Source organism: Streptomyces endophytica (assembly GCF_026153355.1).
Taxonomy (GTDB): Bacteria; Actinomycetota; Actinomycetes; order Streptomycetales; family Streptomycetaceae; genus Streptomyces; species Streptomyces endophytica.
Genome location: NZ_CP110636.1, coordinates 1,583,327 through 1,609,514 on the forward strand (window position 1 = coordinate 1,583,327; position 26,188 = coordinate 1,609,514).

Annotated in this window: 24 protein-coding genes and 10 pseudogenes; 14 read left to right on the forward strand and 20 right to left on the reverse strand. The window is 69.7% G+C overall.

Annotated elements, in window-relative coordinates; all coding sequences use genetic code 11:
- Positions 1–3: 3 nt before the first annotated feature.
- Positions 4–714: a DedA family protein gene (locus tag OJ254_RS07145; RefSeq protein ID WP_265361683.1), complete on the reverse strand. Its 711-nt coding sequence runs from the start codon at positions 712–714 to the stop codon at positions 4–6.
- Positions 715–951: 237 nt separating this feature from the next.
- Here OJ254_RS07145 and OJ254_RS07150 point away from each other — a divergent pair, with 237 nt between their 5' ends.
- Positions 952–1,320 carry a YbjQ family protein gene (locus tag OJ254_RS07150; protein ID WP_261956408.1) on the forward strand — a complete coding sequence of 123 codons (369 nt, stop codon included), beginning with the start codon at positions 952–954 and terminating at the stop codon, positions 1,318–1,320.
- A gap of 88 nt (positions 1,321–1,408) precedes the next feature.
- On the opposite strand, the gene OJ254_RS07155 is transcribed toward OJ254_RS07150, so the two are convergent.
- The gene (locus tag OJ254_RS07155) at positions 1,409–2,167 is read right to left on the reverse strand and encodes a MerR family transcriptional regulator (protein WP_265361684.1); all 759 of its coding nucleotides are present in this window, start codon (positions 2,165–2,167) and stop codon (positions 1,409–1,411) included.
- A 114-nt stretch (positions 2,168–2,281) separates the two neighbouring features.
- On the opposite strand from OJ254_RS07155, the gene leuE reads away from it, so the two are divergent.
- On the forward strand, positions 2,282–2,992 hold the full coding sequence (leuE, locus tag OJ254_RS07160; RefSeq protein WP_265361685.1) for a leucine efflux protein LeuE: 711 nt from the start codon (positions 2,282–2,284) through the stop codon (positions 2,990–2,992).
- Positions 2,993–3,010: 18 nt separating this feature from the next.
- Here leuE and OJ254_RS07165 read toward each other — a convergent pair whose 3' ends face one another.
- Positions 3,011–3,226 carry a hypothetical protein gene (locus OJ254_RS07165; protein WP_265361686.1) on the reverse strand — a complete coding sequence of 72 codons (216 nt, stop codon included), beginning with the start codon at positions 3,224–3,226 and terminating at the stop codon, positions 3,011–3,013.
- 117 nt (positions 3,227–3,343) lie between these two features.
- On the opposite strand from OJ254_RS07165, the gene OJ254_RS07170 reads away from it, so the two are divergent.
- The 4 genes from OJ254_RS07170 to gad all read left to right on the forward strand — a co-directional run bounded on the left by OJ254_RS07170 (position 3,344) and on the right by gad (position 6,607).
- Complete coding sequence (locus tag OJ254_RS07170) at positions 3,344–4,198, forward strand: helix-turn-helix domain-containing protein (RefSeq protein ID WP_265361687.1); 855 nt, start codon at positions 3,344–3,346, stop codon at positions 4,196–4,198.
- Positions 4,176–4,472, forward strand: a complete 297-nt coding sequence (locus tag OJ254_RS07175; RefSeq protein ID WP_265361688.1) for a DUF397 domain-containing protein — start codon at positions 4,176–4,178, stop codon at positions 4,470–4,472. The genes OJ254_RS07170 and OJ254_RS07175 overlap by 23 nt, the downstream gene beginning before the upstream one ends.
- Positions 4,473–4,545: 73 nt before the next feature.
- Entirely contained in the window at positions 4,546–5,175 is a 630-nt protein-coding gene (wrbA, locus tag OJ254_RS07180; RefSeq protein ID WP_265361689.1) for an NAD(P)H:quinone oxidoreductase, read from the forward strand.
- A gap of 16 nt (positions 5,176–5,191) precedes the next feature.
- Complete coding sequence (gene gad, locus OJ254_RS07185) at positions 5,192–6,607, forward strand: glutamate decarboxylase (RefSeq protein WP_265361691.1); 1,416 nt, start codon at positions 5,192–5,194, stop codon at positions 6,605–6,607.
- A gap of 219 nt (positions 6,608–6,826) precedes the next feature.
- Here gad and OJ254_RS07190 read toward each other — a convergent pair whose 3' ends face one another.
- From OJ254_RS07190 to OJ254_RS07200, 3 genes and pseudogenes are all read right to left on the reverse strand, one after another.
- Entirely contained in the window at positions 6,827–7,468 is a 642-nt protein-coding gene (locus OJ254_RS07190) for a PadR family transcriptional regulator (RefSeq protein ID WP_265361692.1), read from the reverse strand.
- 627 nt (positions 7,469–8,095) lie between these two features.
- Positions 8,096–9,552, reverse strand: a pseudogene (locus OJ254_RS07195) (aldehyde dehydrogenase family protein).
- A 104-nt stretch (positions 9,553–9,656) separates the two neighbouring features.
- A pseudogene (locus OJ254_RS07200) lies at positions 9,657–10,521 on the reverse strand (helix-turn-helix domain-containing protein).
- A 313-nt stretch (positions 10,522–10,834) separates the two neighbouring features.
- Here OJ254_RS07200 and OJ254_RS07205 point away from each other — a divergent pair.
- Positions 10,835–11,328 (forward strand): annotated as a pseudogene (locus OJ254_RS07205) (ATP-binding protein).
- A gap of 189 nt (positions 11,329–11,517) precedes the next feature.
- Here the strand turns inward: OJ254_RS07205 and OJ254_RS07210 are convergent.
- The 5 genes from OJ254_RS07210 to rpmG all read right to left on the reverse strand — a co-directional run bounded on the left by OJ254_RS07210 (position 11,518) and on the right by rpmG (position 13,839).
- Positions 11,518–11,757 (reverse strand): DUF397 domain-containing protein, encoded by a 240-nt coding sequence (locus tag OJ254_RS07210; protein ID WP_265361693.1) that lies wholly within the window; start codon positions 11,755–11,757, stop codon positions 11,518–11,520.
- A gap of 25 nt (positions 11,758–11,782) precedes the next feature.
- Positions 11,783–12,157, reverse strand: coding sequence for a hypothetical protein (locus OJ254_RS07215; RefSeq protein WP_265361694.1), 375 nt, complete (start codon positions 12,155–12,157; stop codon positions 11,783–11,785).
- A 112-nt stretch (positions 12,158–12,269) separates the two neighbouring features.
- Entirely contained in the window at positions 12,270–13,418 is a 1,149-nt protein-coding gene (locus tag OJ254_RS07220) for a CobW family GTP-binding protein (protein WP_265361695.1), read from the reverse strand.
- Positions 13,418–13,669 (reverse strand): type B 50S ribosomal protein L31, encoded by a 252-nt coding sequence (locus tag OJ254_RS07225; RefSeq protein ID WP_265361696.1) that lies wholly within the window; start codon positions 13,667–13,669, stop codon positions 13,418–13,420. The genes OJ254_RS07220 and OJ254_RS07225 overlap by 1 nt, the downstream gene beginning before the upstream one ends.
- A 5-nt stretch (positions 13,670–13,674) precedes the next feature.
- On the reverse strand, positions 13,675–13,839 hold the full coding sequence (gene rpmG, locus OJ254_RS07230; protein WP_265361697.1) for a 50S ribosomal protein L33: 165 nt from the start codon (positions 13,837–13,839) through the stop codon (positions 13,675–13,677).
- A gap of 387 nt (positions 13,840–14,226) precedes the next feature.
- Between rpmG and tatA the strand changes: the two genes are divergently transcribed.
- Entirely contained in the window at positions 14,227–14,436 is a 210-nt protein-coding gene (tatA, locus tag OJ254_RS07235) for a Sec-independent protein translocase subunit TatA (protein ID WP_265361698.1), read from the forward strand.
- Between the two features lie 24 nt (positions 14,437–14,460).
- Here tatA and OJ254_RS07240 read toward each other — a convergent pair.
- From OJ254_RS07240 to OJ254_RS07280, 8 genes and pseudogenes are all read right to left on the reverse strand, one after another.
- Positions 14,461–15,305: pseudogene (locus OJ254_RS07240) on the reverse strand (nitrilase-related carbon-nitrogen hydrolase).
- Positions 15,235–16,344, reverse strand: coding sequence for a chaplin (locus OJ254_RS31485; protein WP_423835853.1), 1,110 nt, complete (start codon positions 16,342–16,344; stop codon positions 15,235–15,237). The pseudogene OJ254_RS07240 and the gene OJ254_RS31485 overlap by 71 nt, the downstream one beginning before the upstream one ends.
- A gap of 136 nt (positions 16,345–16,480) precedes the next feature.
- A pseudogene (locus OJ254_RS07255) lies at positions 16,481–16,882 on the reverse strand (rodlin).
- A gap of 509 nt (positions 16,883–17,391) precedes the next feature.
- Positions 17,392–17,795 (reverse strand): annotated as a pseudogene (locus OJ254_RS07260) (rodlin).
- A gap of 313 nt (positions 17,796–18,108) precedes the next feature.
- The gene (locus tag OJ254_RS07265; RefSeq protein ID WP_265361700.1) at positions 18,109–18,309 is read right to left on the reverse strand and encodes a hypothetical protein; all 201 of its coding nucleotides are present in this window, start codon (positions 18,307–18,309) and stop codon (positions 18,109–18,111) included.
- A 367-nt stretch (positions 18,310–18,676) separates the two neighbouring features.
- Positions 18,677–18,913, reverse strand: coding sequence for a chaplin (locus OJ254_RS07270; RefSeq protein WP_279351991.1), 237 nt, complete (start codon positions 18,911–18,913; stop codon positions 18,677–18,679).
- Between the two features lie 360 nt (positions 18,914–19,273).
- Positions 19,274–19,680 (reverse strand): annotated as a pseudogene (locus OJ254_RS07275) (rodlin).
- Between the two features lie 208 nt (positions 19,681–19,888).
- A pseudogene (locus OJ254_RS07280) lies at positions 19,889–20,181 on the reverse strand (chaplin).
- Positions 20,182–20,728: 547 nt separating this feature from the next.
- Between OJ254_RS07280 and OJ254_RS07285 the strand changes: the two are divergent.
- From OJ254_RS07285 to OJ254_RS07305, 6 genes and pseudogenes are all read left to right on the forward strand, one after another.
- Positions 20,729–21,352 carry a DNA glycosylase AlkZ-like family protein gene (locus OJ254_RS07285; protein ID WP_265361701.1) on the forward strand — a complete coding sequence of 208 codons (624 nt, stop codon included), beginning with the start codon at positions 20,729–20,731 and terminating at the stop codon, positions 21,350–21,352.
- A gap of 54 nt (positions 21,353–21,406) precedes the next feature.
- The gene (locus OJ254_RS07290) at positions 21,407–21,580 is read left to right on the forward strand and encodes a hypothetical protein (protein ID WP_265361702.1); all 174 of its coding nucleotides are present in this window, start codon (positions 21,407–21,409) and stop codon (positions 21,578–21,580) included.
- Positions 21,581–21,691: 111 nt separating this feature from the next.
- Positions 21,692–23,348: pseudogene (locus OJ254_RS07295) on the forward strand (bifunctional 3'-5' exonuclease/DNA polymerase); the annotation flags it as partial.
- Between the two features lie 618 nt (positions 23,349–23,966).
- A pseudogene (locus OJ254_RS31490) lies at positions 23,967–24,092 on the forward strand (hypothetical protein); the annotation flags it as partial.
- Positions 24,093–24,180: 88 nt separating this feature from the next.
- A complete protein-coding gene (locus OJ254_RS07300; protein WP_265361703.1) occupies positions 24,181–24,330 on the forward strand; it encodes a hypothetical protein in 150 nt (49 codons plus the stop codon).
- 78 nt (positions 24,331–24,408) lie between these two features.
- Positions 24,409–24,636, forward strand: a complete 228-nt coding sequence (locus OJ254_RS07305; protein ID WP_265361704.1) for an alpha/beta hydrolase fold domain-containing protein — start codon at positions 24,409–24,411, stop codon at positions 24,634–24,636.
- A gap of 53 nt (positions 24,637–24,689) precedes the next feature.
- Here OJ254_RS07305 and OJ254_RS07310 read toward each other — a convergent pair whose 3' ends face one another.
- Entirely contained in the window at positions 24,690–25,304 is a 615-nt protein-coding gene (locus OJ254_RS07310) for a TetR/AcrR family transcriptional regulator (protein WP_265361705.1), read from the reverse strand.
- Positions 25,305–26,188 lie beyond the last annotated feature (884 nt).

The window sequence follows — 26,188 nt, forward strand, 5'->3', positions numbered from 1 at the left end:
TGGTCAGCGCTTGGCGTGGCGGCCACGGCGGGCCGGTTCGGCAGGGGACGCGCCGTGCGGGCCGGGGCCGGCCGCGGCCGCCGGGGTTTCCTTCTTCGCCTTGCCGCGGGCGCGCAGGAATTCGATCACGATCGGCACGACCGAGATCAGCACGATCGCGATCAGGATCATCTCGATGTTCTTGTGGACGAACGCGATGTTGCCCAGCAGCGAGCCCATCAGCGTCACCCCCGCACCCCACAGCGCGCCGCCGATGAGGTTGAAGGTGATGAAGGGGCGGTAGTTCATCCGGCTCACGCCCGCGATGATCGGCGTGAACGTCCGGACGATCGGCACGAAGCGCGCCAGGATCAGCGACTTCGGGCCGTACTTCTCGAAGAATTCATGGCCCTTCACCACGTTCTCCTGCTTGAACAGCTTGGAATCGGGCCGCTTGAAGAGCGACGGCCCCACCTTGCGGCCGAAGAGGTAGCCGGCCTGGTCGCCGAGGACCGCCGCGAGCACGATCAGCACGCACACCGCCCACAGCGGCTGGGTGATCTTGTTCGTCGTGACCAGCAGGCCGGTGGTGAACAGCAGCGCGTCGCCCGGCAGGAAGAAGCCGATCAGCAGGCCGGACTCCGCGAAGACGATGACCAGGACGCCGATCAGGCCGAACGTCGCGATCAGATAGTCCGGGTCCAGCCACTGGGGGCCGAGCGCGAGAGTATTCACGGGGTGAAGGCTCCTGGGTCGAGGGCGCCGGATCGTGCGGGTGCGACGAGCTGGGATACGAGCGTGCGGAACGGGCGCGGGCGCCGGGTGTCGGCCCAAAGCTATCAACGCCCCGCGGCCCCCCTCGGTTCCAGGCGCCCGCCCCGGCCCCCGCCACGGGTCCCACCCGACCGCTCCCCCACCGCTGGCCGTGCCCCCGGACCCGGGTGATCCTGGCCCCTGAGGAGGTGCACACCCATGGGCATCGAGGATTACGGCGGCGGACAGCACGCACAGGCCGACGTCCTGGTGGTGACGACGAACGACGTCCCCGGGTTTCACGTGGAACGGGTCATCGGCGAGGTCTTCGGCCTCACCGTGCGCTCCCGGCACCTCGGCAGCCAGATCGGCGCCGGCCTGAAGTCGCTGGTCGGCGGCGAACTGCGGGGCCTGACCAAGACCCTCGTGGAGACCCGCAACCAGGCGATGGAGCGGCTGATCGAGCAGGCCCGCTCGCGCGGCGCGAACGCGGTGCTGATGTTCCGCTTCGACGTCACGGAGGCGGCCGACGTGGGCACCGAGGTGTGCGCCTACGGGACCGCCGTGGTGATCGCCCCCATGGCCTGATCCGGCACCCCGGCCGGCCGGTGCCCGGACGCGCGCCGTACGGGCCGGGGCGGCCGGCGGAAAGCCGCGCCGCCCCGGCCCGTACGGATCACAGGTGGCGGACCGCGTTGGCCAGCATCGCGTCCCGCATGTACACGGCGAGCCCGGGCCGGATCGCCTCGTAGGTGGCGGTGAACCGCTCATCGGCGACGTACATCTCGCCGAGCCCGGTGTGCGTCTCGTAGGAGCACGCGTAGTAGCTGCGGCCGATGAACTGCCGGTGCTCCTCCGCGACGTCCATCGCCGCCTCGGAGTCCGCCGGCACGCCCTCGGCGAGCAGATCGGCCATCCGGCGGTGGATGGCGTCGAATTCCGCCGTCAGCCGCTTCCAGTCCTCCTTCGTGTACGCCGCCGCCCGGCGCTGCAACTCCTGGTAGCCGTCGGTGCCGCCCCAGCGCTCCTCGGCCTCCGCGGCATACGCGTCGGGGTCGAAATCCCCGAAGACCTCGAATTTCTCCTCCGGTGTGAGCCGTACGTTCATCCTGCGTGCCTCCATGGCGTGTTCGACGGCCTCGGCCATTTCCTGGAGCTTGCCGATCCGCGCGGTCAGCAGATCGTGCTGGCGCCGCAGGTGTTCCTGCGGATCGGCGCCCGGATCGTCCAGGAGGGCCGCGACCTCGTCGAGCGGGAAACCGAGCTCGCGGTAGAACAGGATCTGCTGCAGCCGGTCCAGGTCGTCGTCGCCGTAGCGGCGGTGACCTGCGTGGTTGCGTTCACCGGGGTGCAGCAGCCCGATCTCGTCGTAGTGGTGCAAGGTGCGCACCGTCACCCCGGCGAAGGCCGCGACCTGCCCTACCGAATAGCTCACTTCCGCTCCCTTCTCGGTACGCACTCCACGATGTGTCCTCACGCCGCGTGAGGTGCAAGTCCGGATTCTGAAAAGCGGTGGGGCGGTGGAATCGGGGGTGAGATCCTTCCGCCCATGCTGGGGATAACGGATCTGTCGACATATCTGGTCGGGCTCGCGCTGATCATTCTGCTGCCGGGGCCCAATTCGCTGTACGTCGTCTCGGTGGCGGCCCGCCGCGGCCCCCGGGTGGCGTACCGGGCGGCGGCCGGCGTGCTGTGCGGCGACACGGTGCTGATGACGCTGTCCGCGGGCGGCGTGGCCTCCCTGCTGCAGGCCAGCCCGGTCCTCTTCGGCATCGTCAAGTTCGCCGGCGCGGGCTATCTGACCTGGCTCGCGGTCGGCATGCTGCGCGGCGCCTGGGCACTGTGGCGCGGCCGCGAGGCACGGAAGGCGACCCGCGACGCGGAGACCCCGGAGGCGGCCGGCGGCGCGGCCCCCTCGGCATCTGCGTCATCCGCGGCGTCCCGCAAGGAGGCCGCCGAACGCCCCTACCGCCGCGCCCTGATCGTCAGCCTCCTGAACCCCAAGGCGATCCTCTTCTTCATCTCCTTCTTCGTGCAGTTCGTGGACCCGTCCTACGCCCACCCGGTGCTGTCGTTCCTGACCCTGGGCGCCTGGGCCCAGCTGTTCAGCTTCACGTACCTGTCGATCCTGATCTTCAGCGGTACGTACCTGGCGGCCACCTTCCGCCGCCGCCGGCGCCTGACCGCGGGCCTGTCCGCGGGCGCCGGCGCGGCCTTCCTCGGCTTCGCCGCGAAGCTCTCCCTGGCCAGCGCGAGCTGAAGCCCTGGCGTTCCGCGGCTACCGCGCGGCCGCCTTGTGCAGCACGTCCGTGAGCCTGCGGGCCGTCTCGGTGTTGCAGCTCCCGAGCGCGACGAGCGGCAGCGCGTAACTCCCCGCGAGCCCCGGCAGATCGACGCCGAGCGACGGCAACGTGATGTCGTGGGCCCGCAGGGCGGTCCGCAGCGCCTCGGTGCAGTCGTGGACGTCCTGGTCGTGAGGGAAATGGCTGAGCATGAGCTGGGCACCCTTCTGTGCACTGTGTGACGAATCCCTCACAGCGTGACGTCAACGCACGTAGCGTGGAAGGCAATTGGGTTGCGCCAGGCAACCCGACGAAACAGGTGGTGAACCATGCCTCCTCGCAAGGACCCCGATCCGTCCGCCAGCGTCCCCTGCTTCTACGGCGCCGAGTTGCGCTACCTGAGGGAGAAGGCGGGCCTCACCCTCGAACAGTTAGTGGACGGCAGCTTCCGCGGCCTCTCGTTCCTCAGCCAGATCGAGCGGGGCGAACGGGGCATGCCGATGGACCTGGCCCGTCACGTGGACCAGAAGCTGGGCACGGACGGCTTCTTCGAGCGCCGCTGCAAGGATGCGCAGAAGGCGCGACAGAGCGGCCATCCGCCTTACTTCGCCGATATTCCGGACCTGGAGAAGCAGGCCACGACAATCGAGGACTGGGCGCCTTTGGTGATCCCCGGTCTGCTGCAGACCGGCGCGTACGTCCGGAAACTCGTACAGACTGCAAGGCCGTGGGAAGCACCCGACGTCGTCGAAGAAAAGGTCCGCGCACGGATCAACCGCGCGGAGGTCTGGAAGAGCGACGCCCGCCCCGAGTACTGGGCAATCCTCCGCGAGGAACTGATCCGCAAGCCGTTGCTCCCTCCCGAGGAGATGGCTGAGCAGCTGACGCACATCCACGAGCTGATCCGGAACACCCAGAGCGTTCTGCAGGTCCTCCCGGAAACGACCGTCGGTCACCCATTGCCCATGGGGCTGGCCAAAGTCATGACCTTCCCGGATGCCCCGCCCCTCATCTGGACCGAAGGCGAGCACAGCGGCCAAATCATCGACTATCCACCTCACGTGACGGTGTATCGGAGGTCATACGATCTGCTCAGGGCCGCCGCGCTGCCGCCCGAGGCGTCCCTGGCCCTGATCGAGGAAGCGGCGAGGGGATACAGAGATGAAGCCCAGCAACAAGCTTGACCTGAGCTCTGCCACCTGGCGCAAGAGCAGCCACAGCAACCCCGACGGCGCCGACTGCATCGAAGTAGCAGAGGACTTCATTGGCGCCGCCACCTGGCGGAAGTCCACCCACAGCAACCCCGACGGCGCCAACTGCCTCGAAGTGCGGGACGACCTCCCCGGCCTCGTCCCCGTCCGGGACAGCAAGGACCCGCACGGACCGGCGCTCGTCTTCGCGGCCCCCCACTGGTCCGCCTTCGTCGACGCCGTCAAGAACGGCACGCTCGGCGCCTGAGTCGCCGTCGGGCCCACGGTGATGGCCCCACCCTCCTCATGCCCGTATTGTCGGGCATGAGGAGGTATGCCGCATGCACCTGCCCCCGCACGACGTGCACGTCGCCGTCATCTACTACTCGTCGACGGGCACCATCGCCACGCTCGCCCAGTGGATCGCGGACGCCGCCGAGCACGCGGGCGCGGACGTACGGCTGCGGCGGACCGCCGAACTCGCGCCGCAGACCGCCGTCGACGCCAACCCGGCGTGGGCGGCCAACGCCGAGGCCACCGCGGACATCCTGGAAGCCACCCACGAGGACATGCTCTGGGCCGACGCGGTGATCTTCGGGACGCCGACCCGCTTCGGGAACGTCAGCGCCCAGCTCAAGGAGTACCTCGACACCCTCGGCGGCCTCTGGCACCAGGGCAGGCTGGCCGACAAGGTCTACAGCGGGTTCACCGCGAGCGCCACCCGGCACGGGGGCCAGGAATCCACCCTGCTGGCGCTCTACCAGACCGTCCACCACTTCGGCGGCATCCTCGTCACTCCCGGCTACACCGACCCGGCGAAATACCGGGACGGCAACCCGTACGGCACCTCCCACGTCGGCGGACCGGACACCCCGCTCGACGAGGACGCGCGCACCGCCGCCCGTATCCAGGCGCAGCGCGTCGTGAAGTTCACCAAAGCCATCAAGCACGGCCTGGCGCCGGCAACGTGACGCGAAGGGGCGACAGTTGACTCTGCACAAAGGCGCATCGGAGTCCGACCGGAAGCGCACCGCACGTCCGGTCAACCCCTTCTACGGCGAGGCCGACCCGGTCTCCGGCATGGAGGAGTCACCACCCCACACCACCCTCCCCGACGGGCCGGTCTCCCCGCACACCGCCTACCAGTTCGTCCACGACGAGCTGATGCTGGACGGCAACGCCCGGCTCAACCTCGCCACCTTCGTCACGACCTGGATGGAACCGCAGGCCGGGGTCCTGATGGCGGAGTGCCGCGACAAGAACATGATCGACAAGGACGAGTACCCGCGCACCGCCGAACTGGAACGGCGCTGCGTGGCGATGCTCGCCGACCTGTGGCACGCGCCCGACCCGTCGGCCGCCGTCGGCTGCTCCACCACCGGGTCGAGCGAGGCCGGGATGCTCGCCGGCATGGCCCTCAAGCGGCGCTGGATGCGGCGGAACGCCGACCGCTACCCGGGCAGCGCCCGCCCCAACCTCGTCATGGGCGCCAACGTGCAGGTCTGCTGGGACAAGTTCTGCAACTTCTGGGAGGTCGAGCCCCGCCTGGTGCCCATGGAGGGCGACCGCTTCCACCTGGACGCCGCCTCCGCGGTCGGCCTCTGCGACGAGAACACCATCGGCGTCGTCGCCGTCCTCGGCTCCACCTTCGACGGGTCGTACGAGCCGGTCGCCGAGATCTGCGCCGCGCTCGACGAGGTGCAGGAACGGAGCGGCCTCGACATCCCCGTCCACGTGGACGGCGCGTCCGGCGCGATGATCGCCCCGTTCCTCGACCCGGACCTGGTCTGGGACTTCCGCCTGCCCCGGGTCGCCTCCATCAACACCTCCGGCCACAAATACGGCCTGGTCTACCCGGGCGTCGGCTGGGCGCTGTGGCGGGACATGGACGCGCTGCCGGAGGAGCTGGTCTTCCGGGTGAACTACCTGGGCGGCGACATGCCGACCTTCGCGCTCAACTTCTCCCGGCCCGGCGCCCAGGTCGCCGCCCAGTACTACACCTTCCTCCGCCTCGGCCGGGCCGGCTTCCGCGCCGTCCAGCAGGCCACCCGCGACGTGGCCCGCTCCACGGCCGAACGCATCGAGGCCCTCGGCGACTTCAGGCTCCTCACCCACGGCGACCAACTGCCCGTCTTCGCCTTCACCACCGCCGACCACGTCACCTCGTACGACGTATTCGACGTCTCCCGCCGCATGAAGGAACGCGGCTGGCTGCTCCCCGCCTACACCTTCCCGCCGAACCGCGAGGACCTCTCCGTCCTACGGATCGTCTGCCGCAACGGCTTCTCCCGCGACCTGGCCGACCTCTTCCTCGCCGACCTGACGCAACTCCTCCCGGAACTCCGCCAGCAGACCGCCCCCCTGGACCGCCCGGAACGCCTGGCCACAGCCTTCCACCACTAGGGGACGCCACCCGGGTGCTTCTGCGCAGGTCCGCGGAGGCACCCCGGGGGCGCGCAGATTCCGCAGAGGCACCCGGGGGGCGCAGGGTCCGCAGAGGCACCCGGGGGCACGGGTCCGCAGAGGCTGCCGCCCGAAGGCCCCCGCAGGTCCTCACAGGCCCCCGCAGGCCCCCGCAGGTCCTCGAAGGCCTCAGTGCACATCCCCCGGCACACATCCCCCTCAGCGCACATCGCCGGGATGAGGCTCCCCCGTCGCGTACGGGTTCCCCTCCCCCTCGGCGAGCACCCCGACGAACGGCTCCCCCTCGCCCGCGAAGACGTACGCCCCGCCCTCGATCCGCTCGATCAGCCCGCGGGTCCACTCCGCACCGCTGTCCGCCGAGTGCACCCACAGGTTCATGATCTCGCCGATGTGGCCGAGCTGCCCCGGGCCCTCCTCCGGCGTGTAGTAATCGGTGACCGTGGACCGCCACTCCTCCAGCGCCCGCACCCGCTGCTTGAGCAGCGCCACCGCCTCGTCCCGCGGCAGGTCCACCACGAAGCCGATGCCCGCGCTCAGCACGTCGAACTTCTGGTCCGCCCGGGAGAGCGCCTCCCGCAACAGCGAGAAATACTCCGCCTCACCGGCCGGCGTCACCTCGTACTCGGTACGCGGCGGACCGCCGACCGTGCTGGGCGCGATGTCGTGCGCGTGCAGCAGCCCTTGCTTGGCCATCTGCTTGAGCGCGTGGTAAATCGAGCCGGGCTTGGCGTTCGACCACTCGTGGGCGCCCCAGTACTCCAGGTCGTTGCGCACCTGATAGCCGTGCGCCCGCCCGTGCTGCCGCACGGCGCCCAGTACCAGCAGCCGGATCGCCGACATCGCACCCCTCGCGTCCCGTCACCTCTGCGCCCGCCGCCCGACAACACGCCACCTCGGCATCCCGTCATCTCGACATCGCCTCGGCACCGCGTCATCTCGACACCGTCACGACATCGCCGCGACACCGCGCCGTCTCGGCATCACGCCTGGCCGAGCCCGCCAACGGACGAAGCCCCGACCCTCACCCCCAGCCTAGAACCCACACCCCACGCCACCGGCTCCCACCCTGCCGTCCCCCTCTCCCCCAACCCATCACTCTCTGCTACCCTCAGGGGAACAAAACTACCCTCCGTAATCGTTGCCGGAAAAGAAAGGAGGCAGCGCGGCCCGAAAGCACCGCACCCGCCCAGGCGAGGTCAGCACCCCGCGAGGATGAGGCCAGTACCCCGCGAGGCCCCGCGAGACGAGATCGGTCAGAGCACCCAGGTCACCAGGGGGTCCAGATCACCCAGGGGGTGGGGCCACTCAGATCGACCAGACGGGCCAAACCGAGGGACCTCAAGGCGTCAGCGGACCTCATGAGGTCAGAGGGCCCCATGGCGTCAGAGGGCCCCATGGCGTCAGAGGGCCTCGTCGAGTCAGACCAGAGGAGCCTCAGAGGAGCCTCGGAGGAGCCCCAGAGGAGCCTCAGAACGGAAACGCCGACCGCCCATGCTGGATGGAGATCCACTTGGTGGTGGTGAACGCCTCCACCATCGCGTCCCGTTCAGCCGGCCGACCCCCGAGCTCTTCTCCCCGCCGAAGGGGACGATCGGCTCGTCGTGGACCGTGGCGTCGTTGACGTGGAACATCCCGGTGTCGATGCGCTTGGCGAACCGCACCCCGCGCTCGATGTCGCCGGTGTGCACCGCGCCGCTGAGCCCGAAGGGCGTGGCGTTGGTCATCCGTACGGCTTCCTCGTCGCCGTCGAACGGGACGAGGAGCGCGACCGGCCCGAAGATCTCCTGGGTGAGGAGCGGGGAGTCGTCGGGGAGTCCGCTCAGGACGCTCGGGGCGACGAGCGTGCCGTGGGCCTCGCCGTGCAACAGCGCCGACGCGCCCTCGGCGACCGCGCGGTCCACGAGGGAGGACACCGCCTCGGCCTGACCCTCGTTGATCAGCGGGCCGATGTGGGTCGACGGGTCGGTGGGGTCGCCGACCTTGAGGGACGCCACCTTGGCGACGAACTTCTCGGTGAACTCGCGCTCGACGGCGCGGTCGACCAGGATCCGGTTGGCGGCCATACAGACCTGGCCCTGGTGCACGAAGCGGCTGAAGACAGCGGCGTCCACGGCGTAGTCGACGTCGGCGTCGTCGAGGACGACCAGCGCGCTGTTGCCGCCGAGTTCCAGCACCGAGTGCTTGAAGTGGGCGGCGGCGACCGTGGCGACGTGGCGGCCGACCTTCTCCGAGCCGGTGAAGGAAATCGTCTTGGGCACGGGGTGGTCGATGAGCGCGTCACCGATCTCGGCGATGTCGGTGACGACGACGTTGAGCACGCCGGCCGGCAGCCCGGCCTCCTCGAGGAGCCTGGCGACCAGCCCGCCGCCGCAGATCGGGGTGTTCTGGTGCGGCTTGAGGACCACCGCGTTGCCCAGCGCGATGGCCGGCGCGACGGACTTGATCGACAGCAGGAAGGGGAAGTTGAAGGGGCTGATCACGCCGACGACGCCGACCGGCAGCCGGTAGAGGCGGTTCTCCTTGCCGTCGATGGGCGACGGCAGGATGCGGCCCTCGGCGCGCAGCGCCAGTTGGATCGCCTCGCGCAGGAATTCCCGGGCCAGGTGCAGCTCGAAGCCCACCTTGGTGAGCGTGCCGCCGACCTCGGCGGCGATCGCCTCGGACAGTTCCGCCTCGCGGTCGTCGATGATCCGCAGGGCCCGTTCGAAGACCAGCCGCCGGGTGTACGGATTGACCGCGCCCCACTCCCGTTGCGCACGCTCGGCGGCGCGGTAGGCCTGGTCGATTTCCTCGACCGTGGCGCAGGGTATGGAGGCCAGCTTGTCGCCGTTGTAGGGATTGAAATCGACGATGTCCCACGAGCCGCTTCCGGAGCGCCACTCACCGTCGATGAACTGATAGGCCAACTCGTCGAAGTAGGACATGCCATCCCGATCTGGAGAACAGGGCACGCGGGGCGCCTAGTTGGGGGGTGCTGACTCCTGATGGGGCGCATCCTACCGACGCGTCACATGACTTGGGATAGACGTCACATAAGTTGGAGTAGACCACGCAAAAGGTCTCTGGTCTCCGCCGGACTGGGCCCCCTCTTCCTGGAGGCGGTCCATCACCCGTGCATATTGGGCCACTTCTTCGGGCTTGTCCACATACAGTGCACTGGTGAGCTGTTCCAGGAAGACGACGTCCGGGAGTCCCGATTCCTGGAATCCGAGCATGGTGAAGGCGCCGAATTCCCCCGCGTGCCCGCCCAGGCTGAATGGCATGACCTGGAGGCGCACATTGGGACGCTCGGATACGTCGATCAGATGCCGCAACTGCTCGCGCATCACCTCGCGTTCGCCGTACGGGCGGCGCAGCGCGGCCTCGTCGAGCACGCAGTGGAATTGCGCGGGCCGCTCGGCGACGAGCAGCTTCTGGCGTTCCATGCGCAGCGCGACCCGGCGCTCTATGTCGGCGGGCGCGGCGTCCGGCATGCCGCGTCGGATGACGGCCTGCGCGTAGCTCTCGGTCTGCAACAGCCCGTGCACGAACTGGACTTCGTAGACCCGGATGAGCGACGTGGCTCCTTCCAGACCGACATACGTCTGGAACCAGCTGGGTAGCACATCGGTGTAACTGTGCCACCAGCCCGCGACGTTGGCCTCGCGTGCGAGGGAGAGCAGCGCCTCGCGCTCCTGCGGATCGCTGACTCCGTACAGCACGAGCAGGTCCTCGACGTCGCGTGCCTTGAAGCTGACCCGGCCCAACTCCATTCGGCTGATCTTGGATTCGGATGCACGGATCGAGTAGCCGGCCGCCTCACGGGTTATCCCACGGGATTCACGCAGTCGGCGAAGCTGCGACCCGAGCAGGATCCGCCGCACCACCGACCCGCTCGACTCACTTGCGGACACCTCTCTGACCCTCCTGTGACCCACCCCGTCCAATGGTGGGCCGCAGTCTGCCACGTTCAGGCTTCGTTGAGTGCTCATCCGGTTACTGATATGAGCCGCTCTCGCAAGCCCTCCACAAGAACCGGTGGCGATAATTGCCGTCAAACCGGGCTGGTTTGCCGCAATCGAGGCGCGTGCACGTGCATCTGCCCTTGCATCTGTCTCGCACATTGGGAACCATAGGCGGCGCACGCATGCACGCTCGTGAAAGATCCGCCAGATCCGGCTGAACCGGCCAGGATCATGACGTCCGCGAACGCCAGGAGTGCCTCGCATGGGGACCAAGGTTTTGACCATGCTCGAGCCGTTATGGCAGGGCTTTCCTCCCGTCGACCCGCTGGCCGTCTCCGGATCCGCGTCGTGCACGCTCCCCCCGCGGTACGAATCGGTGCGCTCCGCACGGAATTTCACCCGTGACACGCTCCAGGGCTGGGAACTGGACGAGCTCTTCGACTCGGTCGCGCTGGTGGTGTCCGAACTCGTCACCAACGCCCTGAGACATGCGGTCCTCGCCGCCCCGAGCACGCCGACGCCCCGCCGCCCGCGCGGCTGCATCTGATGCGCTGGTCGCAGCGGCTGATCTGTGCGGTGCGGGACCCCAGTGACGACTCCCCGGTGGCCGGTGAGGCGGATTCCGCGGCGGACTCGGCGTCGGAATCGGGGCGGGGGCTCTATCTGGTCGACTCGTTCAGCGACAGCTGGGGCTGGCACCCGCTCTCCGGCGTCACCCACGGCAAGATCGTGTGGGCGCAGTTCCGGCTGCCGTAGCCGGCCGTGCCCGCCACCCGTCGCACAAGAGGAGCGCCCGCCATGCCGGCAGGCGCTCCTTGCATATGCATGTGCCGACGGCGCGTCCGCACGAGGCGACGAGGTGTCCGCACGTGCCGACGAGGCGTCCGCACGTGGCGACGAAGCGTGGCGCCGCCCCGCCCCGTAGCCGCTCGGTCGCGCGGCCGCTCAGTCCGGTACGAGGTGGTCGAACTCCCCGTCCTTGACACCGAGCAGCATGGCCCGCACCTCGGCCGGGGTGTAGACGAGCGCCGGACCGTCCGGGAAGCGGGAGTTGCGGACCGCGATCTCACCGCCGGGCAGTTTGGCGAACTCCACACAGGAGCCCTGGGAGTTGCTGTGCCGGCTCTTCTGCCAGGTCACGTCATGGAGATCCGTTGCGGCCATGCCGTTGTATGCGTGGGGCACAGGGCTCTCCCGGTGAGAAATGGTGTCAACTGCCCGGGATCATAGCTGCGTTCACATGCGGATGCATGCGCAGATGCACGTGCACGACAGCCGGTGCCGCTCCCGTCACAGCTCGTCGAGCACCTGCCCAAGCCCTCCCCCACGATCGCTCTCCGGCCGCCGCCCATGATGCGGTGCACCGGTACCTGGTACGGGCCGTCCGGCCGAAGCCCTCATGGACGAGGAAGAGACGTGTGCCACGCCCCTCGGGTTCCAGGGCCCACGGCTCGAAGGCGACCAGCTCGGCGACCAGCTGGGCGACCACCTCGGCGACGACCGTGCCGGAGAAGTGGGCGGTCGGCCGCGGCAGTCCGCGCGTCTCGTAGCGGTGCCCTACGGCCAGCCGAAAATCGCCGGTCATCAGCCACTGGGAGATCAACCCGGACCCGGTCAGCGTCCGCCAGACCTCCGCCGACGCATAAAGGAGGGCCGGGAGGGCGAAGTGCGGCGACCTGCCGAAAGAGCCAGAAACGCTACGAAACCGGATCGAGAAGCTCGTCGAACGCGGCCGGCAGGCTCTTCCAGGCCGGCGGGCCGCCGGCGTACTCGGCGTCGGTGAGCAGGCAGGAGTCCAGGAGGGAGGTGAGCCCCTCGCGGTCGAGTCCCGGCGAGGTGAAGACCAGGTGCTGGGCGCGGTCCCCGTGCTCGGGGTGCCAGTCCAGTGCGGCGGCCGCGCGGCGCATCGGCGGCACCATCTCCCAGGCGGCGTCCGGCAGCGCGGCCAGCCAGGGCCCGGCGTTCTCGACGCAGAGCGCTCCGCCGGCGGCGTCCCAGGAGAGCAGGGTGTCGGGCCGGTCGGCCAGCCAGAAGCGGCCCCGGCTGCGCGCGGCCGCACAGGTCAGGCCCTCCAGCGCGGTGTAGAGCCGCTCGGGGTGGAAGGGCCGGGTGTGTCGCCATACGAGGGTGCTGACGCCGTCCGCGTCGGCCTCCTGGGGCAGCAGCGCGCAGGCCGGATGCTGGCGGGCGGCGGCCGCCTCGACATCGAATCCGGCGGTGGCGGCGGCCGCCAACTGCGCGGATTCCACGGGCACCTGGTGCGCGGTGGGGTGCAGCTGGGCGAGCAGCGCCAGGTCGGCGGCGTCGGCCGGTTCGTCGCCCGTGGCGAGCGCCAGTACGGGTGCGTATTCCAGCTGCCGGGCCCAGGTGTCGGCGACCGTGCGCCGGTCGGAGGCCGCGGCGGCCAGGCCGGCCTCGGCGAGGTCGTCGCCGCAGCCGAGGTAGGGCAGCAGCAGTGCGGGGTCGACGGCCGTGATCACCTGCGTCAGGGCGAGGTTCTCGCTGCCGCAGGTGGTGATGACCTCGGCCATCGCCTTGGGTTCGACGGAGTCCCACAGTTCGACGACCGCCAGCCGGCAGGTGCGGCCGGCGGCCAGTCGTTCCAGTTCGGGCACCAGGTCCTCGCGCAGGGCGCAGCAGGCGCAGTCGTTGACGAGCGGTGCCTCGCCGGCGGTGAGGGTGCCGCCGGCGTCGCGGACCGTGCGGCGGACGGTGCCGTCGGCGGCCGGGGCGAGGTCGTGGTGGAGGGCGACGCTGCCGGGGACGGAGTGCAGCAGCCGCTCGACGGTGGCCCGCCGGGCGTCCGCGTGCAGTCCGCCCACCAGCACGACCTTCAGCCGGTCCATCAGCGGGCCCGCTTGCCGTAACGCCGCTCGAACCGCTCGACGCGGCCGGCGGTGTCCAGCACCCGGGCGGTGCCCGTGTAGAAGGGGTGGCTCACCGAGGAGATCTCGACGTCGATGACGGGGTAGGTGCGGCCGTCCTCCCACTCGACGGTCTTGTCGCTGGTGGCGGTGGACCGGGTGAGGAAGGCGTGGCCTGCGGCCCGGTCGCGGAAGACGACCGGCCCGTAGGCGGGGTGGATTCCGTGCTGCATGGGGCTCAGCGCTCCTCTCGGAAGGTGACGTGCCGGCCGGCCACCGGGTCGTACTTGCGCAGTTCCAGGCGGTCGGGGTCGTTACGGCGGTTCTTGCGGGTGACGTAGGTGTATCCGGTGCTTGCGGTGGACCGGAGCTTGACGACCGGGCGTAGTTCGTTGCGGGCCATGCCGGCTAGTATACGGAAATGGTTTCCATTTTCAATAGGCTCTGACCTGGGCCTCTACCGGAAGGAGTGGTTTCGATGCCCCCTACGACACGTTCAACGCGTTCAACGCCTTCGACGCCCCAGCAGGGCAGGATCACGGGGAAGGCGCGGCGCCGGGCGGCCGTCGCCTGTTACGCGGCCCGCCGGGCCGTCCTCCAGGCCGTCATCCGCAGTTGCCGCACACCGGCGGAGGAGCGCGCCGCCCCCCGCTCCCGGTCCGCCGGCCGGTGCCCGCTCAGCCGTCCGACGCCGGCCGCGCCCCCCGGACCGCACCGCCCGGCGCGGCCGGGTAATACTGGACAGAACGCCCGCCACCCCCGGCGGCCCCCGACGGAAGCGAGTGCGCCCATGCTCCGCAACGCCTTCGAGCCCTGGCACCTGTTCCTGATCATCGCGGTCCTGGTGCTGCTCTTCGGCTCGAAGAAGCTGCCCGACATGGCACGCGGCCTGGGCCGCTCGATGCGGATCCTGAAGTCCGAGGCCAAGGCCCTCAAGGACGACCGGGCCGCCGAGGCGCCCCGCACGGAACCCCGTACGGAGTCCGCCGCCAGCCACTGACCCCGGCCGGCCGCCCGGCCCCGGTCAGTGGTCGCCGCCCTCGTCGATCAGCCGCCGCACCTCGCGGTCGATCAGACCCAGCCGGGCCTCGGCGACCAGCGGCACCGCCCGGCGCTGGCGGCGCGCCTCGGCGAGGTCGATCTCGACGGTGACCAGCGCCGGCTCCCACTTCGGAGCCTGCGCCACCACCGCACCACGCGGGTCCACCACCCGCGAACCGCCCCAGAACGTCGCACCGTGCTCATTGCCGACCCGGTTGACGAAGACCACCCAGCACTGCAGCATCTTCGCCGTATAGGACACCAGGGTGTCCCAGTACAGGCCGGTGTCCATCGCCTCCGGGTCCAGGCTCGCCGCGCTGTTGGTCGGCACGAACAACACCTCCGCCCCGTCCTGCACCGCCAGCCACGGCAGCACCGGCTGCCACGCGTCGTTGCACACCAGCGTCGCGCCCCGGCCGCCGCTCCGGGACCGCTTCAGCTCGTAGGCGCGCAGCGACTGCCCGGGGCTGACGTGCTTGCGCTCCTCCCAGGCGAGGTAATTGGGCAGATAGAGCTTGCGGTGGGCGTGCAGCAGCGCGCCGGACGCGTAGTGGGCGGCGGTGTTGTACGCGCGCAGGCTGGTCTGCTCGTGGAAGCCGACGAGGACGTCGGGGCCCAGGGTGCTCAGCTCCAGCAGTCGCGGATCGCTGGCCTGGAGGGACTCGTCGCGCTTGAGCGCGCCCAAGTGGTAGCCGTGCAGGCTCAGTTCGGGGAAGACGACGAGATCGGCGCCTGGGTCGCGGCCTGCTCGATCTGCTCATGAGCGGTCTTGAGATTGTCCGCCACCTCGCCCAGCACGCAGTCGGTCTGCGCCAGCGCAATGAGCATGTCCCCACCTCACCGACTCATCACATTTGCGGCTTTTTCGCCATTTTGCCAGAGGCCGAACCGCCCGGCACCCACCCCGCGGAACTCCCACTTCCACGCACTTCAAACGCCCTGCGAGGCAGGTCCCACCAATGAGCGAAAGAACGATCCTTCCCGTACCGGAGCGTGCGCTCACGCGTTGATCCGCACGATCCGTCGTACCACCGGAAGGCCGGCTTCCAGCCGCAGCCCCGCCGCCGGAAGCGATGCGACGGCCCGCGGTCGACCGTCCGGTGATGCCGACGGCCGGCTCGACCGGGCGGCCCAGGCCGAGCGGCCCGCCGGACCCGCTCGGCCGGCCGCTACGCCCCGGCGCCCCGGAATCACCCCGCGCCACCGCGCGCTTCCTCCCCACCCGGTGATCGGCGTCGTCCGCGCCGCTCACCGGCGTCGCGTACGGGCCCTGCGCAGCAGCAGCACCCGCCCAGCAGCAGCCCCCCGCCGCACCGGCGCGCCCCGAGCTCGCCGGTCCCCGTGGACGCCAGCAGCGCCGAGCCCGCGGACGCCCGGCCCGGGCCACCGCACCCATCCGCTGATCCGGTACGGGCCTCGGTGCGGGCCGGTGCACGGCCTCGTGCGCGGGCGCGTGCGCCGGCTGGTGGCCGGCCGGGCGCGCCTGCTCGGCACCAGCTTCTCCGGCGCGGGGGCGCATGCCGCGCGCGGTGCCTTCTCCGGGCGCCGCACCGGCTCCGCCGCCTTCCCCGGAGACATGGGCGGCCGCTGCGCCACCGGAGGCGGCGGTACGGCCGCGCGGGAGCCACACCGCCCGCAGGAATTGCCCAGGGCGGGGTTGAGCGCGCCGCCCGTCGACCGAGTTGCCGCACGCGTTGACCGGGGCGTCCACGCTCACCTGGACGCTGTTACCGGACAGCACCCCGGAGAGTCCGAGGCGCCTCCCCCGGCGCCGGCGTCCGCGCACGCCGTCCCGCGCCGCCGCGCCGAGCACGCGACGCCGCGGGCCATGAGCACGCAGGTCCTCAGGCTCTGTCGCATCTCTCATCCTCGTCTGCAGTCGTTGCGGACGGGCCCGCGGCCGCTCCCCCGTGGTGCGAATACGGCCGGGCGGCCGGCAGCGCGTACGCGGCGCCGGCCGCCCGGAGACACAAGCGGTGCAACGGCCGAAGCCGTCGGCCGACTCAGTGGTTGGCGACACCGTTGCCCGAGAGGATCGGGATGTCGTCGATGATGTGCGACAGCGTCTCGTCGCCTTGACCTGCGCCGAGTTGTCGGTGCACTGCTGGTTCTGCGGGTTGGACAGCACGTTGATGTCCTGCGCCGCGATCGGCAACGCACCGAGGAAGCCTGGACGTCCAGCTTGCCAGAGCCAGGCACGGCTTGTTTCAGCGAGCCCTGGACCAGCCCGAGCTGGGTGCTCAGCTTCCCGTGCGTGGCGGCGTTGCCGAACGCGGTCTTGGCTCCGTTCCGTTGACCGTCCTGGTGCCCTTTTGGTCACCGATCGCCATGGCCTGCGGAGCGGCCGCAGCGGAGATACCGACCAGCGACGCCGCTACGGCCGCACCGGCAATGATCTTCTTCATTCACGCAAACCCTTCAGGAGACAGAACTCCCGGCACGGGAGCCCTATTTGAACAACCCGCCACGCAGCCGCGAGTTGCGCAGCGTCACCCGAATAGCTGGCGCGGACCTCCGAAAAAGAGGCCACTCACACACTTCCCGCAAAGACAATGCGATAAATCCGCCCAGAATTTCGCCGGCCTGCTCTTACCAGGCCTTCAGCGACGACCTCACCGGCCTCTGCACCGGCCGCTTCGCCAGCGTCAGGGAGATTTCACGACACAGGGCCCTCGCCGCGCCGAACGGCTGCCCGGGCCCTGTTCTTGATTCCGGCCGGCATGCCAATGCCCTGGCAACCCCATCAATTTTCGCAAGGGCATTGGCATGCTTCCCTCCACAACCCTTCCTAACGAACCGGGTTGCGCCGATTTTCAGTCACGAGCGAATAACAATTCCCCGGCCCTGGGGCGGTCAGCAAAAACCGGGCCGCCGAAAGAAGGAGAGCCGGGCGGCCCGGGCATTACTCAACCGGTCAGTGGTTGCCGGCGCCGTTGCCCGACAGGATCGGGATGTTGTCCAGAATGTGCGACAGCGCCTCGTCACCCTTGGCCTGGGTGGAGTTTTCGGTGCACTGCTGGTTTGCGGCGACGACAGGACATTGATGTCCTGTAACAGCGATCGGAGCCGCCCGGCCAGGAGCTGGGCAGGCACCTTACCGACAGCGATGCAGGGCTTGTTCAGCGAGCCCTGGATCAAACCGATCTGCGGACTCATGTAGCCGTACGTGGTCGAATTTCGTAGTACTGCTGGGCGCGTTACGTTGACGGTGGACGTTCCGTGCTGGTTACCGATCGCCATTGCGGCGGGTGCGACAGCGGTGGCAACGCCGACAATCGACGCGGCTGCGGCTGCGGTCGCCAGAGCCTTCTTGATCATCTTGATCCTTCGTGTTTCGGGATGCCCTTGGGCCGGGCAGTCTGACCAACTCACAAGGGCGAGGTTGGTTGTGCTCATTCACTCAAATGAGCTGGCACCCTGATCCGACTCGCCGATCGGATTCACGGCGGAAAATAGCCCGGGCGATGGCGACGGCTTTTCGCGCGTTCTCGTACGCGGCGCACAGAGCCGGACAGCAAAGTTCTCCGACTCGCCAATATCCCCCTCGATTACGGGGACCCGCGCCGATTCCCCGTCGCGGGTCCGCGGGGTTCGGCGATCAGCAGTCGGGGGCTGACGCCGTGCGCCCCGGTTACGACTTCAGCGGCAGACCGCCGAGCATCGGAATGCTCTTGGCCGCCCCGGTGACCCCACGGATCAGCTGGTTCGCATTGGCGGACTTGACCTTTTCCCCCGCGCTCTTGACCTTCTTCGCCACCGGCGCGAGCTGGTGTCCGTCCAACTTGCTGTGCAGTGAGTTCACCGCGTCCGTCAGCCCGCCGTTGAGGCTCATCCGCGGGGCTCCGGGCTGAGCGGCGAAAGCGGGCGCGACAACACCGAGCGCCATGACGGAACCGGCCACAACCGCCGCAGACTTTGCGTACTTCACTTTCAACTGTCCCTTCTCCGGCGGTGTTTGACGGGCCCGCGGCGCCGACGCCGCGTGAGCATTCACTTCGCTGCTCCGTTCACCGCTTTCCACTTCACTAACGAGTGCTGCCGCCCGGAGAAACTCTGAAGTTCCGGCTTCCCGGTAACGCCACCCGAAAGGCGTGGCGCGGGCATCCGTCCGGCAGGGCCGAGAGAATGCCGACCGACCCCGATGCGCAGGGCCGCGCACCGGGGTCGGTTCACATGAACATCGCTCGAAAACCTTCGAGTCAGTGGTTCAGGCAGGTGTTGCCGAACGCCGGGTTCAGCAGTGCGACGATATTGATGGTGTTGCCGCACAGGTTGATCGGAATGTGGATCGGAACCTGGATGGCGTTGCCCGAGATGACACCGGGGGAGTTCCTTGGTGCCGCCCGCGGCAACGCCGCGTCGGCGAACGCCGGCGCAGCCGTGCCCACTGCCATGAGCGTGCCGGCAGTGACTGCTGCGACCTTTGCGTACTTCACTTTCAGCCCTTCCTGCAGCGGGTCCGTAGCGAACACGACCCTCGTGTCGCACGGGCGCTGATCTGCTCGCCCGTAACGCCGCCGCCGATATTGGTAACGATTTCTCCTCGTGGACGAAACTCTTGCCCGGAGGTTTTCGGAGGAATCGCCCGAAGGGTGCAAGACCGTTTCGGGAGATTGCCGCCACGCATACGACGCGGAAAAAACACCGGAGTTCGAACGGAGGAGGCACCCGCCGGATACGAATTCCTACCGAAGGGGATCGAGAAATTCCGTCCCTGCGGCCCGTACCGAGTGCCACAGGCCCGGACCGCTCTGAAATGAGAGCCGGCGGCCCGAGGCCTGCAGCCGATGACCTGCTCAGTGGTTGCCGACGCCGTTCCCGGACAGGATCGGGATGTCGCTGAGGATGTGCGACAACGGCTCGTCGCCCTTGGCCTGCGTCGAGTTCTGGGTGCACTGCTGGTTCTGCGGGTTGGACAGCACGTTGATGTCCTGCAGCGCGATCGGCGCCACACCCCGAGGATCTGTGCGTCCACCTTGCCCAGACCGAGGCAGATCTCGTTCAGCGAGCCCTGCACGAGCTCCAGCTGCGGGCTCATGCTGCCGTGGGTCGTGGAGTTGCCGAACGCGGTCTTGGCTCCGTTGCCATTCACCGTCGACGTGCCGTGGTGGTTGCCGATCGCCATCGCCTGGGGTGCGACCGTCGCCGAGATGCCGACGACGGACGCGGCTACAGCCGTCGTGGCCAGGACCTTCTTGATCACGATTTACCCTTCTCGAAGCGGAGTGCCCGTATCCGGAGCGTCCTGGTCAACTCGCTTCTGTGGGTGCGGTTTCGCCGATTCACCCGAATGCCGCGGAACGATAGACACATATCACTGCATCCGGGCGGCCTTTCAGCCGCGGATGCGGGATGGGTGGCACGAAGGCCGGTACGGGAATGCGTACCGGCCTCGTGGCGGGCCACCCGCGTCAGCGGCCCTGGTTCTCAACCTCTGTACAGCGCTCAGCGGTTGAGGCAGTTTTGCCGAATGCCGGGTTGAGCAGTCCGATGATGTTGACAGTGTTACCGCATACGTTGATCGGGATATCGATCGGAATCTGGATGGCATTACCGGAGATGACACCGGGGGAGTTCACGGCGCACCCGCGGCGGAGGCACCGCCGGTGGCACTGGCCATACCGGCCGCCCCCACCACAGCGATACCCGCGGCTGCGGACAGGACGACGGCCTTCGGGACAAACTTCACGGTGAACCTCTTCATTGAGCTGCATTCAATTACCTGCGGCGCCCCTTAGAGCGACAAGCAGTTCAACTCACCAACTGGGGCAAAAGTAGCGGCTCAAACGGGTGAAAGGGATGTCTCGCGCAACTGGCGACCGCTGCGTTGGGCAACTCGCCCTGCCCGGTATCTCCTCGTCATCGTCGAGCGCGTATCGCGGCTGCGAAACTATCGCCAACCGCCAACCCCCTCCTGCTCAAAGCCGATTGTCAGTGGCGTCGGGTCCAATGGCGTGATGAAGGTGACACATGCGCAGGTGCTGGCGTGGCGGCTGCGGCAGCAGAGTCTGACGCGCGGACGGACGCCCCGGTGGAGCAGCTCGTCGGGCAACTGGCCGGTGTGCAGGCGCAGGTCGCCTCCGCGGCCGAACTCGCCCTGGCGATACGGCAGAAAGAGCCCGCCGTGGCGTCGTCCAGGAGGCGCTCGCGGCCCGTTTCCTGGTCAGGACGTGGGCGATGCGGGGCACGCTGCATCTGCTGCCGGCCGACGGGGCGGCGGCGTATCTGGCGCTGCTGGGGGCGGCGCGTACGTGGGAAAGCCTTCCTGGCAGCGGGCGTTCGGGGTGGATCCGCGGCAGATGGCGGCCCTGGGCGAGGCCGTCGACGAGATCCTCGACGGGCAGGTGCTGACCCGGCAGGAGTTGATCGACGCGGTGCTGGCCCGGCCGGGCCTCGGAGGACTGGGCGAGCAGCTGGCGTCCGGCTGGGGCACCGTCCTCAAACCGCTTGCCTGGACGGGCCGGTTGATCCAGGGCCCACCACAGGGACAGAACGTCACGTTCACCGCGCCGAGCTCCTGGGTGCCCGGGTGGGGAGGGGTGCCGGACCCGGACGAGGCCGCGCCGGCGGTGATCTCGGCGTACCTGGCGGCCCACGGTCCGGCCACACCGGCCACGTTCGACGCCTGGCTGCTGCGCGGCGCGACCCGTAAGGCCGTGCTCCGAGGGTGGTTCGCGTCGCTCGGTGACCGGCTGACACCGGTCGAGATCGAGCCGAGGGCGGCGGCGCGGACGGGGGCGGGGGTGGGGGTACGACGTATGTGCGGAGTGCGGACGTGGCGGAGCTGGCGCGTATCAAGCCGTCGCAGGAGGTGCGGCTGCTGGCGGGTTTCGATCAGTACGTCCTCGGGCCCGGGACGGGCGATACGCGGCTGATCGCCGCCGCGCGGCGCACCCGCGGTCAGCCGCAGCGGGGGCTGGATCTCGCCCGTGGTGGTGCACGAGGGCCGCGTGGCGGGCGTATGGGAGTTCACCGAGGAGACGGTGGACGTGACGTTGTTCGCGGAGCACGGTGCGGTACCGGCCGCGGGGCTGGAGGCGGAGGCCGCCCATCTGGCCCGTTGTACGGGCCGCGAACGGCGGCTGGTGGTGCGGGTGGGGTAGGCGCGCCGCGACCGTGCTCGTGGCTGCCGGGGGCGGTTTGCACCGCTGCCGTGTGGCGAACGTGCAGGTCAGGGCGATTGTCAGACCCTGGTGCAAGACTCAGGACATGAGATGGGCGGTGGTGGAGACGGGCGACGGGGTGCTCGTCTCTGCCCGCTCACTCCGGACGGCCGGGCGGCGGGGCCGGTGGTGAGCGAGCCGTCGCTCGCCGAGGCCGTGCGGTCGCGGCCGGAGGTCGAGCGGTGGGTGTGGCGGTCCACCGCGGAGATCTACCGGCGGCTGCTGGCTGCCGGGGTGCGCGTCGAGCGGTGCTATGACGTGGAGGCGGCGGAGGCGCTGCTGATCGGTCATGAGGAGGGCCAGTCGGGGCAGCCGCGGTCGCTGGCCGCGGCCTGGGCGCGGCTGCGCTCCCTGCCGGTACCGCCGGACGCGCCGCGCGTACGGCGGAGACCCAGCCGTCCCTTTCGAGCCGGGTCCGGTGCCGTTGCGCCCGGTACGGACGAGTTGTCGGCGCTGACGGAGGTCTATGCCGCGCAGGTGGCGCGTACGGCACGGGCCGAGCATCCGGAGCGGATGCGGCTGCTGCTCGCTGCCGAGTCCGCGGGCATGCTGGTGGCCGCGGAGATGGGGCGTACGGGGGTGCCGTGGCGCGCGGACGTGCATCGTGCGCTGCTCGACGAGCTGCTGGGCGAGCGTTTTCCGGGGGGCTGGAGCCACGGCGGATGGCGGAGCTGGCGGACGAGGTGTCCGGGCGTTCGGCCGGGGGCGCGGGTGCGTCCCGACCTGCCGAACGACATCATCAAGGCGTTCGGCCGGGCCGGGATTTCGCTGACCTCCACCGTAAGTGGGAGCTGCAGCAGGTCGATCATCCCGGGTGGCGCCGCTGCTGGAGTACAAGAAGCTCTACCGTCTGCACACGCCCATGGGTGGGCATGGCTGCAGCAGTGGGTGCACGACGGCCGGTTCCGTCCCGAGTACCTGCCCGGAGGCACGGTTTCCGGCCGCTGGACGACCAACGGCGGGGGCGCCCTGCAGATCCCGAAGGTGATCCGCCGGGCGGTGCGCGCCGATCCGGGGTGGCGCCTGGTGGTCGCCGACGCGGCCCAGATGGAGCCGCGGGTGCTGGCCGCCGTTCCCGCGACCGGGGGCTGATGGAGGTGGCCGGCAGCGGCGAGGATCTCTACGCGGACCTGGCCGCCCGCGCGTTCGGGCGGCGACCGGGACCGGGCCAAGCTCGGTCTGCTGGGGGCGATTTACGGCCAGACGTCGGGCGACGCCCTCAAGCACATGGCCGATCTGCGCCGCCGCTATCCGGCGGCCGTGGCGTATGTGGACGACGCGGCGCGCGCGGGCGAGGAGGGGCGCCTGGTGCGCACATGGCTGGGCCGCACCTGCCCGCCCGCCTCCATGGCGCCGCCCGACGAGGCGGTCTGCCCCAGGAGGAGGAGCCGTCCACAGCGTCGGCGCCAGCTCGGCGGCCGCCCGTGCCCGGGGCCGGTTCACCCGTACTTCTTCGTTGTGCGGGCAGCGCCGCCGACTGGGCGTTGCTGCTGCTGGCCGCGTTGCGCCGGACGCTGTGGGCGGGTGGTCTCCGTGCCGAGCTGGTGTTCTTCCAGCACGACGAGATGATCGTGCACTGCCCGCGGAGGAGGCGGCGAGGTGTCCGAGGCCATCACGGCATGGGCCGCGACGGCGGGCCGGACCGCCTTCGGCGAGACGCCCGTCCGTTTCGCCTTCACCGACGGCGGTGGTGGAGTGCTACGCCGAACGCGAAGTGAGGTGCGGGCTCCTCCTCGTGCGGTGGGGGTCTCTCCTGCTCGCGGTCTCCGCTGTTGCGCGCCCGGGTTTTGCCAGGTGCCCCCTCCGCACCTCAACGCTGATAGGACAACGCATATGGCTGAGAAGAGACTCCCTGTGATCGTCCCGCCCGTCGTGCCGTGCATCCCGAACTCGTCCCCTGTCTGGGTCAGTTGAGGCAGTTCTCGGATCCGTACGAGGACATCGAGGCACCCGCGAGAGGTTCCTCGGGCTGCTGGCGCTGCGCCGGCCGATCGGACCGGGGTGAGCAAGCAAGCGGTACGAACATCGCGCGGCCGGACGGGAGCGCCCTCACGGTCGAGGTCTATCGGCCGGAGCGCGCGGGGAGCGCCGGGGGCGCGAAGGTCCGGCGGGTCCGGCGGGACCAGTGGGACTAGCAGGACCGGCGGGGCCAGCAGGACCGGCGGGTCCGGCGGAACCGGCGGACCGGCGGGACCGGCGAGGGAAGACCCGTTGCCCGCTGTGTTGCACTTCCACGGTGGGGCGGATACGCCACCGGCCGCTCGCTGCCCGGTCAGGACCGCTCGGCGATCGCGCTCTGCCGTGAACTGCCGCCATTGTCGTCACCGTGGAATACCGCTCGCTCCGGAGCACCGCTACCCGGCCGGCGTGGAGGAGCTATCTCGCCCTGGAGTGGACGGCCAAGCAGGCGGGCGAATTGGGGATCGACGCGGACCGGATCGCCGTCACCGGCAATTCGGCGGGTGGCGGGCTGAGCGCGGCCGTCGCCTTGATGGCGCGCGACCCGCGGCGGCCCGGCGCTGGTCCATCAGTCGCTCTGCGTGCCGGACGTGGACGACCGCGCCGCCGAGCAGCCGATCCCGGACGTCAGGGAGGACGCGGAAGCCGGCTTCCGGGATCGACGCCCCGCCGAACCCTGGCTGAACAGCCTGCGGACGGTGCGCCTGGCCTGGCAGCACTACCTTCTCTGAGGGGACGACGGTGCCGGACGCCTACGCCTCGCCGGCTCGCGCCACCGACCTCTCCGGCCTGCGGCCGGCGCGTACGTCATGGTCTGTGATCTCGATCCGCTGCGGGACACCGGTCTGGCGTACGCCCGGCGTCTGATGGACGCGGGCGTGCCGGTGACCGTCCGCAACGTCCCCGGCGCCTGGCACGGCTTCGAACTGCACGCTCCGGACACCCGCCTCGCGAGGGAGACGAAGGGGCACTGGAGGGATCAGGTGCGGTCGGCGCTCTATCCGGAGCCGGCGGAAGGGGCGGGGGCGGAAGCCTGAGTGCGCTGCGGCCACTGCGCCGATCCGGGCGCGGTGAGCTGCCTCTCCCCCGGCTACTCGACGGTTGACACTGTTGACGCGGTTGACATCAGGCCACGGGTGATCCGGGTCATCGCCGACACCAGGAGTTCCCGTGGCTGGTCGGGCCGGTCCAGCCACCACAGGGCGAGTCCGTAGAGCGAACTGCGGATCGCCTCGGCCAGCGGCTCGAGTTCGCCCTCGGGCAGACCGGGGGCGAACTCGCGGAGCAGCGCCATGTCCGTCTCGCGCTGCCTGCGCTGCAGTTCACGGTGGAAGTCCTGCACCTCCGCGTCCCCGGTGGTGTCGCGGAACATCATCCGCCAGGTGTACGGATGGCTCTGCACATATCCGAACCAGGCGTCGTACATCGCCCTCATGCGCGTGTCCAGATCCCCCTCGCCGTGCAGGAGTTGCTGGACCGGGGCGGCCGCCAGCTCATCGCGGTGCCGCTCCAGCAGGGCCAGGTGCAGTTCCTGCTTGGAGTCGAAGTGGCGGTAGAGCATGGGCTTGCTCAGGCCGGCCTCGGTGGCGATCTCCCCGATGGTCGTGCCTGCGTAGCCGCGCTCGGCGAACAGCCGGGCGGCGGTGTCCTCGATACGCGTCCTGGCCTCGGCGCGCGCCGCACGCCCCCGGTCGATCTCCCTCATACGCCCCTCGCCACCCCTCATATCCGTCCCTCACGTTTGGCCGATTCCGACTGCTCGATTCCTCTCGCAATCATCGCTGTGATGAAGGATACTAGGTCGTGTACCACTTGGTATACGCATGAGTAACTTACGGGTCGGCTCACCGTGAGGCGCCCGGATACGGGGGTCGCTGTGATCATTTCCCTGCATGTCGCCGACGTGGGAGCGCGCGCCGTGCCCACCCTCCTCCGCACGCGTCTGCATCCGGGCGCCGTTCCCGGGCTGCGCTCCGCCGAGACCACACTGACCGGGGTCATCGCGGCGGCCCACCCAAGCTGCGCCCCGGCCGGGTCGCACTGCTCGCTTCCTGGGAAGGCGACGCCGCACTCGACGGCTTCCTCGAAAAGCACTCGCTGGCGGAACGGCTGGCGGACGGCTGGCACGTACGACTACGGCCCATCCGGATGTCCGGATCGTGGAGCGCAATGCCGGTGGAGGTCGCACCCGGCACCGCGGCGGATGACGACCAGGGGTACGGCGGCGAGCAGGAAGTCGGCGCGTCGGCCGGCCCGGCCGACGGCCCGGTGGCCGTCCTCACCCTCGGGCAGCTCCGCCTTCGTCGCGCCCTGCCGTTCCTCCGCGCCAACTCCGGGCCGCCGGGCGAGCGGCCGCCGATCCCGCGCTGCTCGCGTCCCTCGCCCTGGCCAGACCGCCGCGCTTCGTCAGCACGTTCTCCCTGTGGCAGAGCGTGGACGCGATGCGCCGCTACGCGTACGGCAACGCCCAGCCCGATCACAAGGCAGCGATCCAGGCGCATCAGAGAGCCCCGTTCCACCACGAGGCCGGATTCATACGCTGCCTCCCCTATGCCGCCCGAGGCGCTTTGGACGGCATAGGGGGCCGCT

Coding starts and splice junctions, on each gene's coding strand:
- OJ254_RS07150 (WP_261956408.1), top strand. CDS start 952: ATGGGCATCGAGGATTACGGCGGCGGACAGCACGCACAGGCCGACGTC.
- leuE (WP_265361685.1), top strand. CDS start 2,282: ATGCTGGGGATAACGGATCTGTCGACATATCTGGTCGGGCTCGCGCTG.
- OJ254_RS07165 (WP_265361686.1), bottom strand. CDS start 3,226: ATGCTCAGCCATTTCCCTCACGACCAGGACGTCCACGACTGCACCGAG.
- OJ254_RS07170 (WP_265361687.1), top strand. CDS start 3,344: ATGCCTCCTCGCAAGGACCCCGATCCGTCCGCCAGCGTCCCCTGCTTC.
- OJ254_RS07175 (WP_265361688.1), top strand. CDS start 4,176: ATGAAGCCCAGCAACAAGCTTGACCTGAGCTCTGCCACCTGGCGCAAG.
- wrbA (WP_265361689.1), top strand. CDS start 4,546: ATGCACCTGCCCCCGCACGACGTGCACGTCGCCGTCATCTACTACTCG.
- OJ254_RS07190 (WP_265361692.1), bottom strand. CDS start 7,468: ATGTCGGCGATCCGGCTGCTGGTACTGGGCGCCGTGCGGCAGCACGGG.
- OJ254_RS07215 (WP_265361694.1), bottom strand. CDS start 12,157: ATGACCGGCGATTTTCGGCTGGCCGTAGGGCACCGCTACGAGACGCGC.
- OJ254_RS07220 (WP_265361695.1), bottom strand. CDS start 13,418: ATGGACCGGCTGAAGGTCGTGCTGGTGGGCGGACTGCACGCGGACGCC.
- OJ254_RS07225 (WP_265361696.1), bottom strand. CDS start 13,669: ATGCAGCACGGAATCCACCCCGCCTACGGGCCGGTCGTCTTCCGCGAC.
- rpmG (WP_265361697.1), bottom strand. CDS start 13,839: ATGGCCCGCAACGAACTACGCCCGGTCGTCAAGCTCCGGTCCACCGCA.
- tatA (WP_265361698.1), top strand. CDS start 14,227: ATGCTCCGCAACGCCTTCGAGCCCTGGCACCTGTTCCTGATCATCGCG.
- OJ254_RS31485 (WP_423835853.1), bottom strand. CDS start 16,344: ATGAGAGATGCGACAGAGCCTGAGGACCTGCGTGCTCATGGCCCGCGG.
- OJ254_RS07265 (WP_265361700.1), bottom strand. CDS start 18,309: ATGAGCCTCAACGGCGGGCTGACGGACGCGGTGAACTCACTGCACAGC.
- OJ254_RS07305 (WP_265361704.1), top strand. CDS start 24,409: ATGGTCTGTGATCTCGATCCGCTGCGGGACACCGGTCTGGCGTACGCC.
- OJ254_RS07310 (WP_265361705.1), bottom strand. CDS start 25,304: ATGAGGGAGATCGACCGGGGGCGTGCGGCGCGCGCCGAGGCCAGGACG.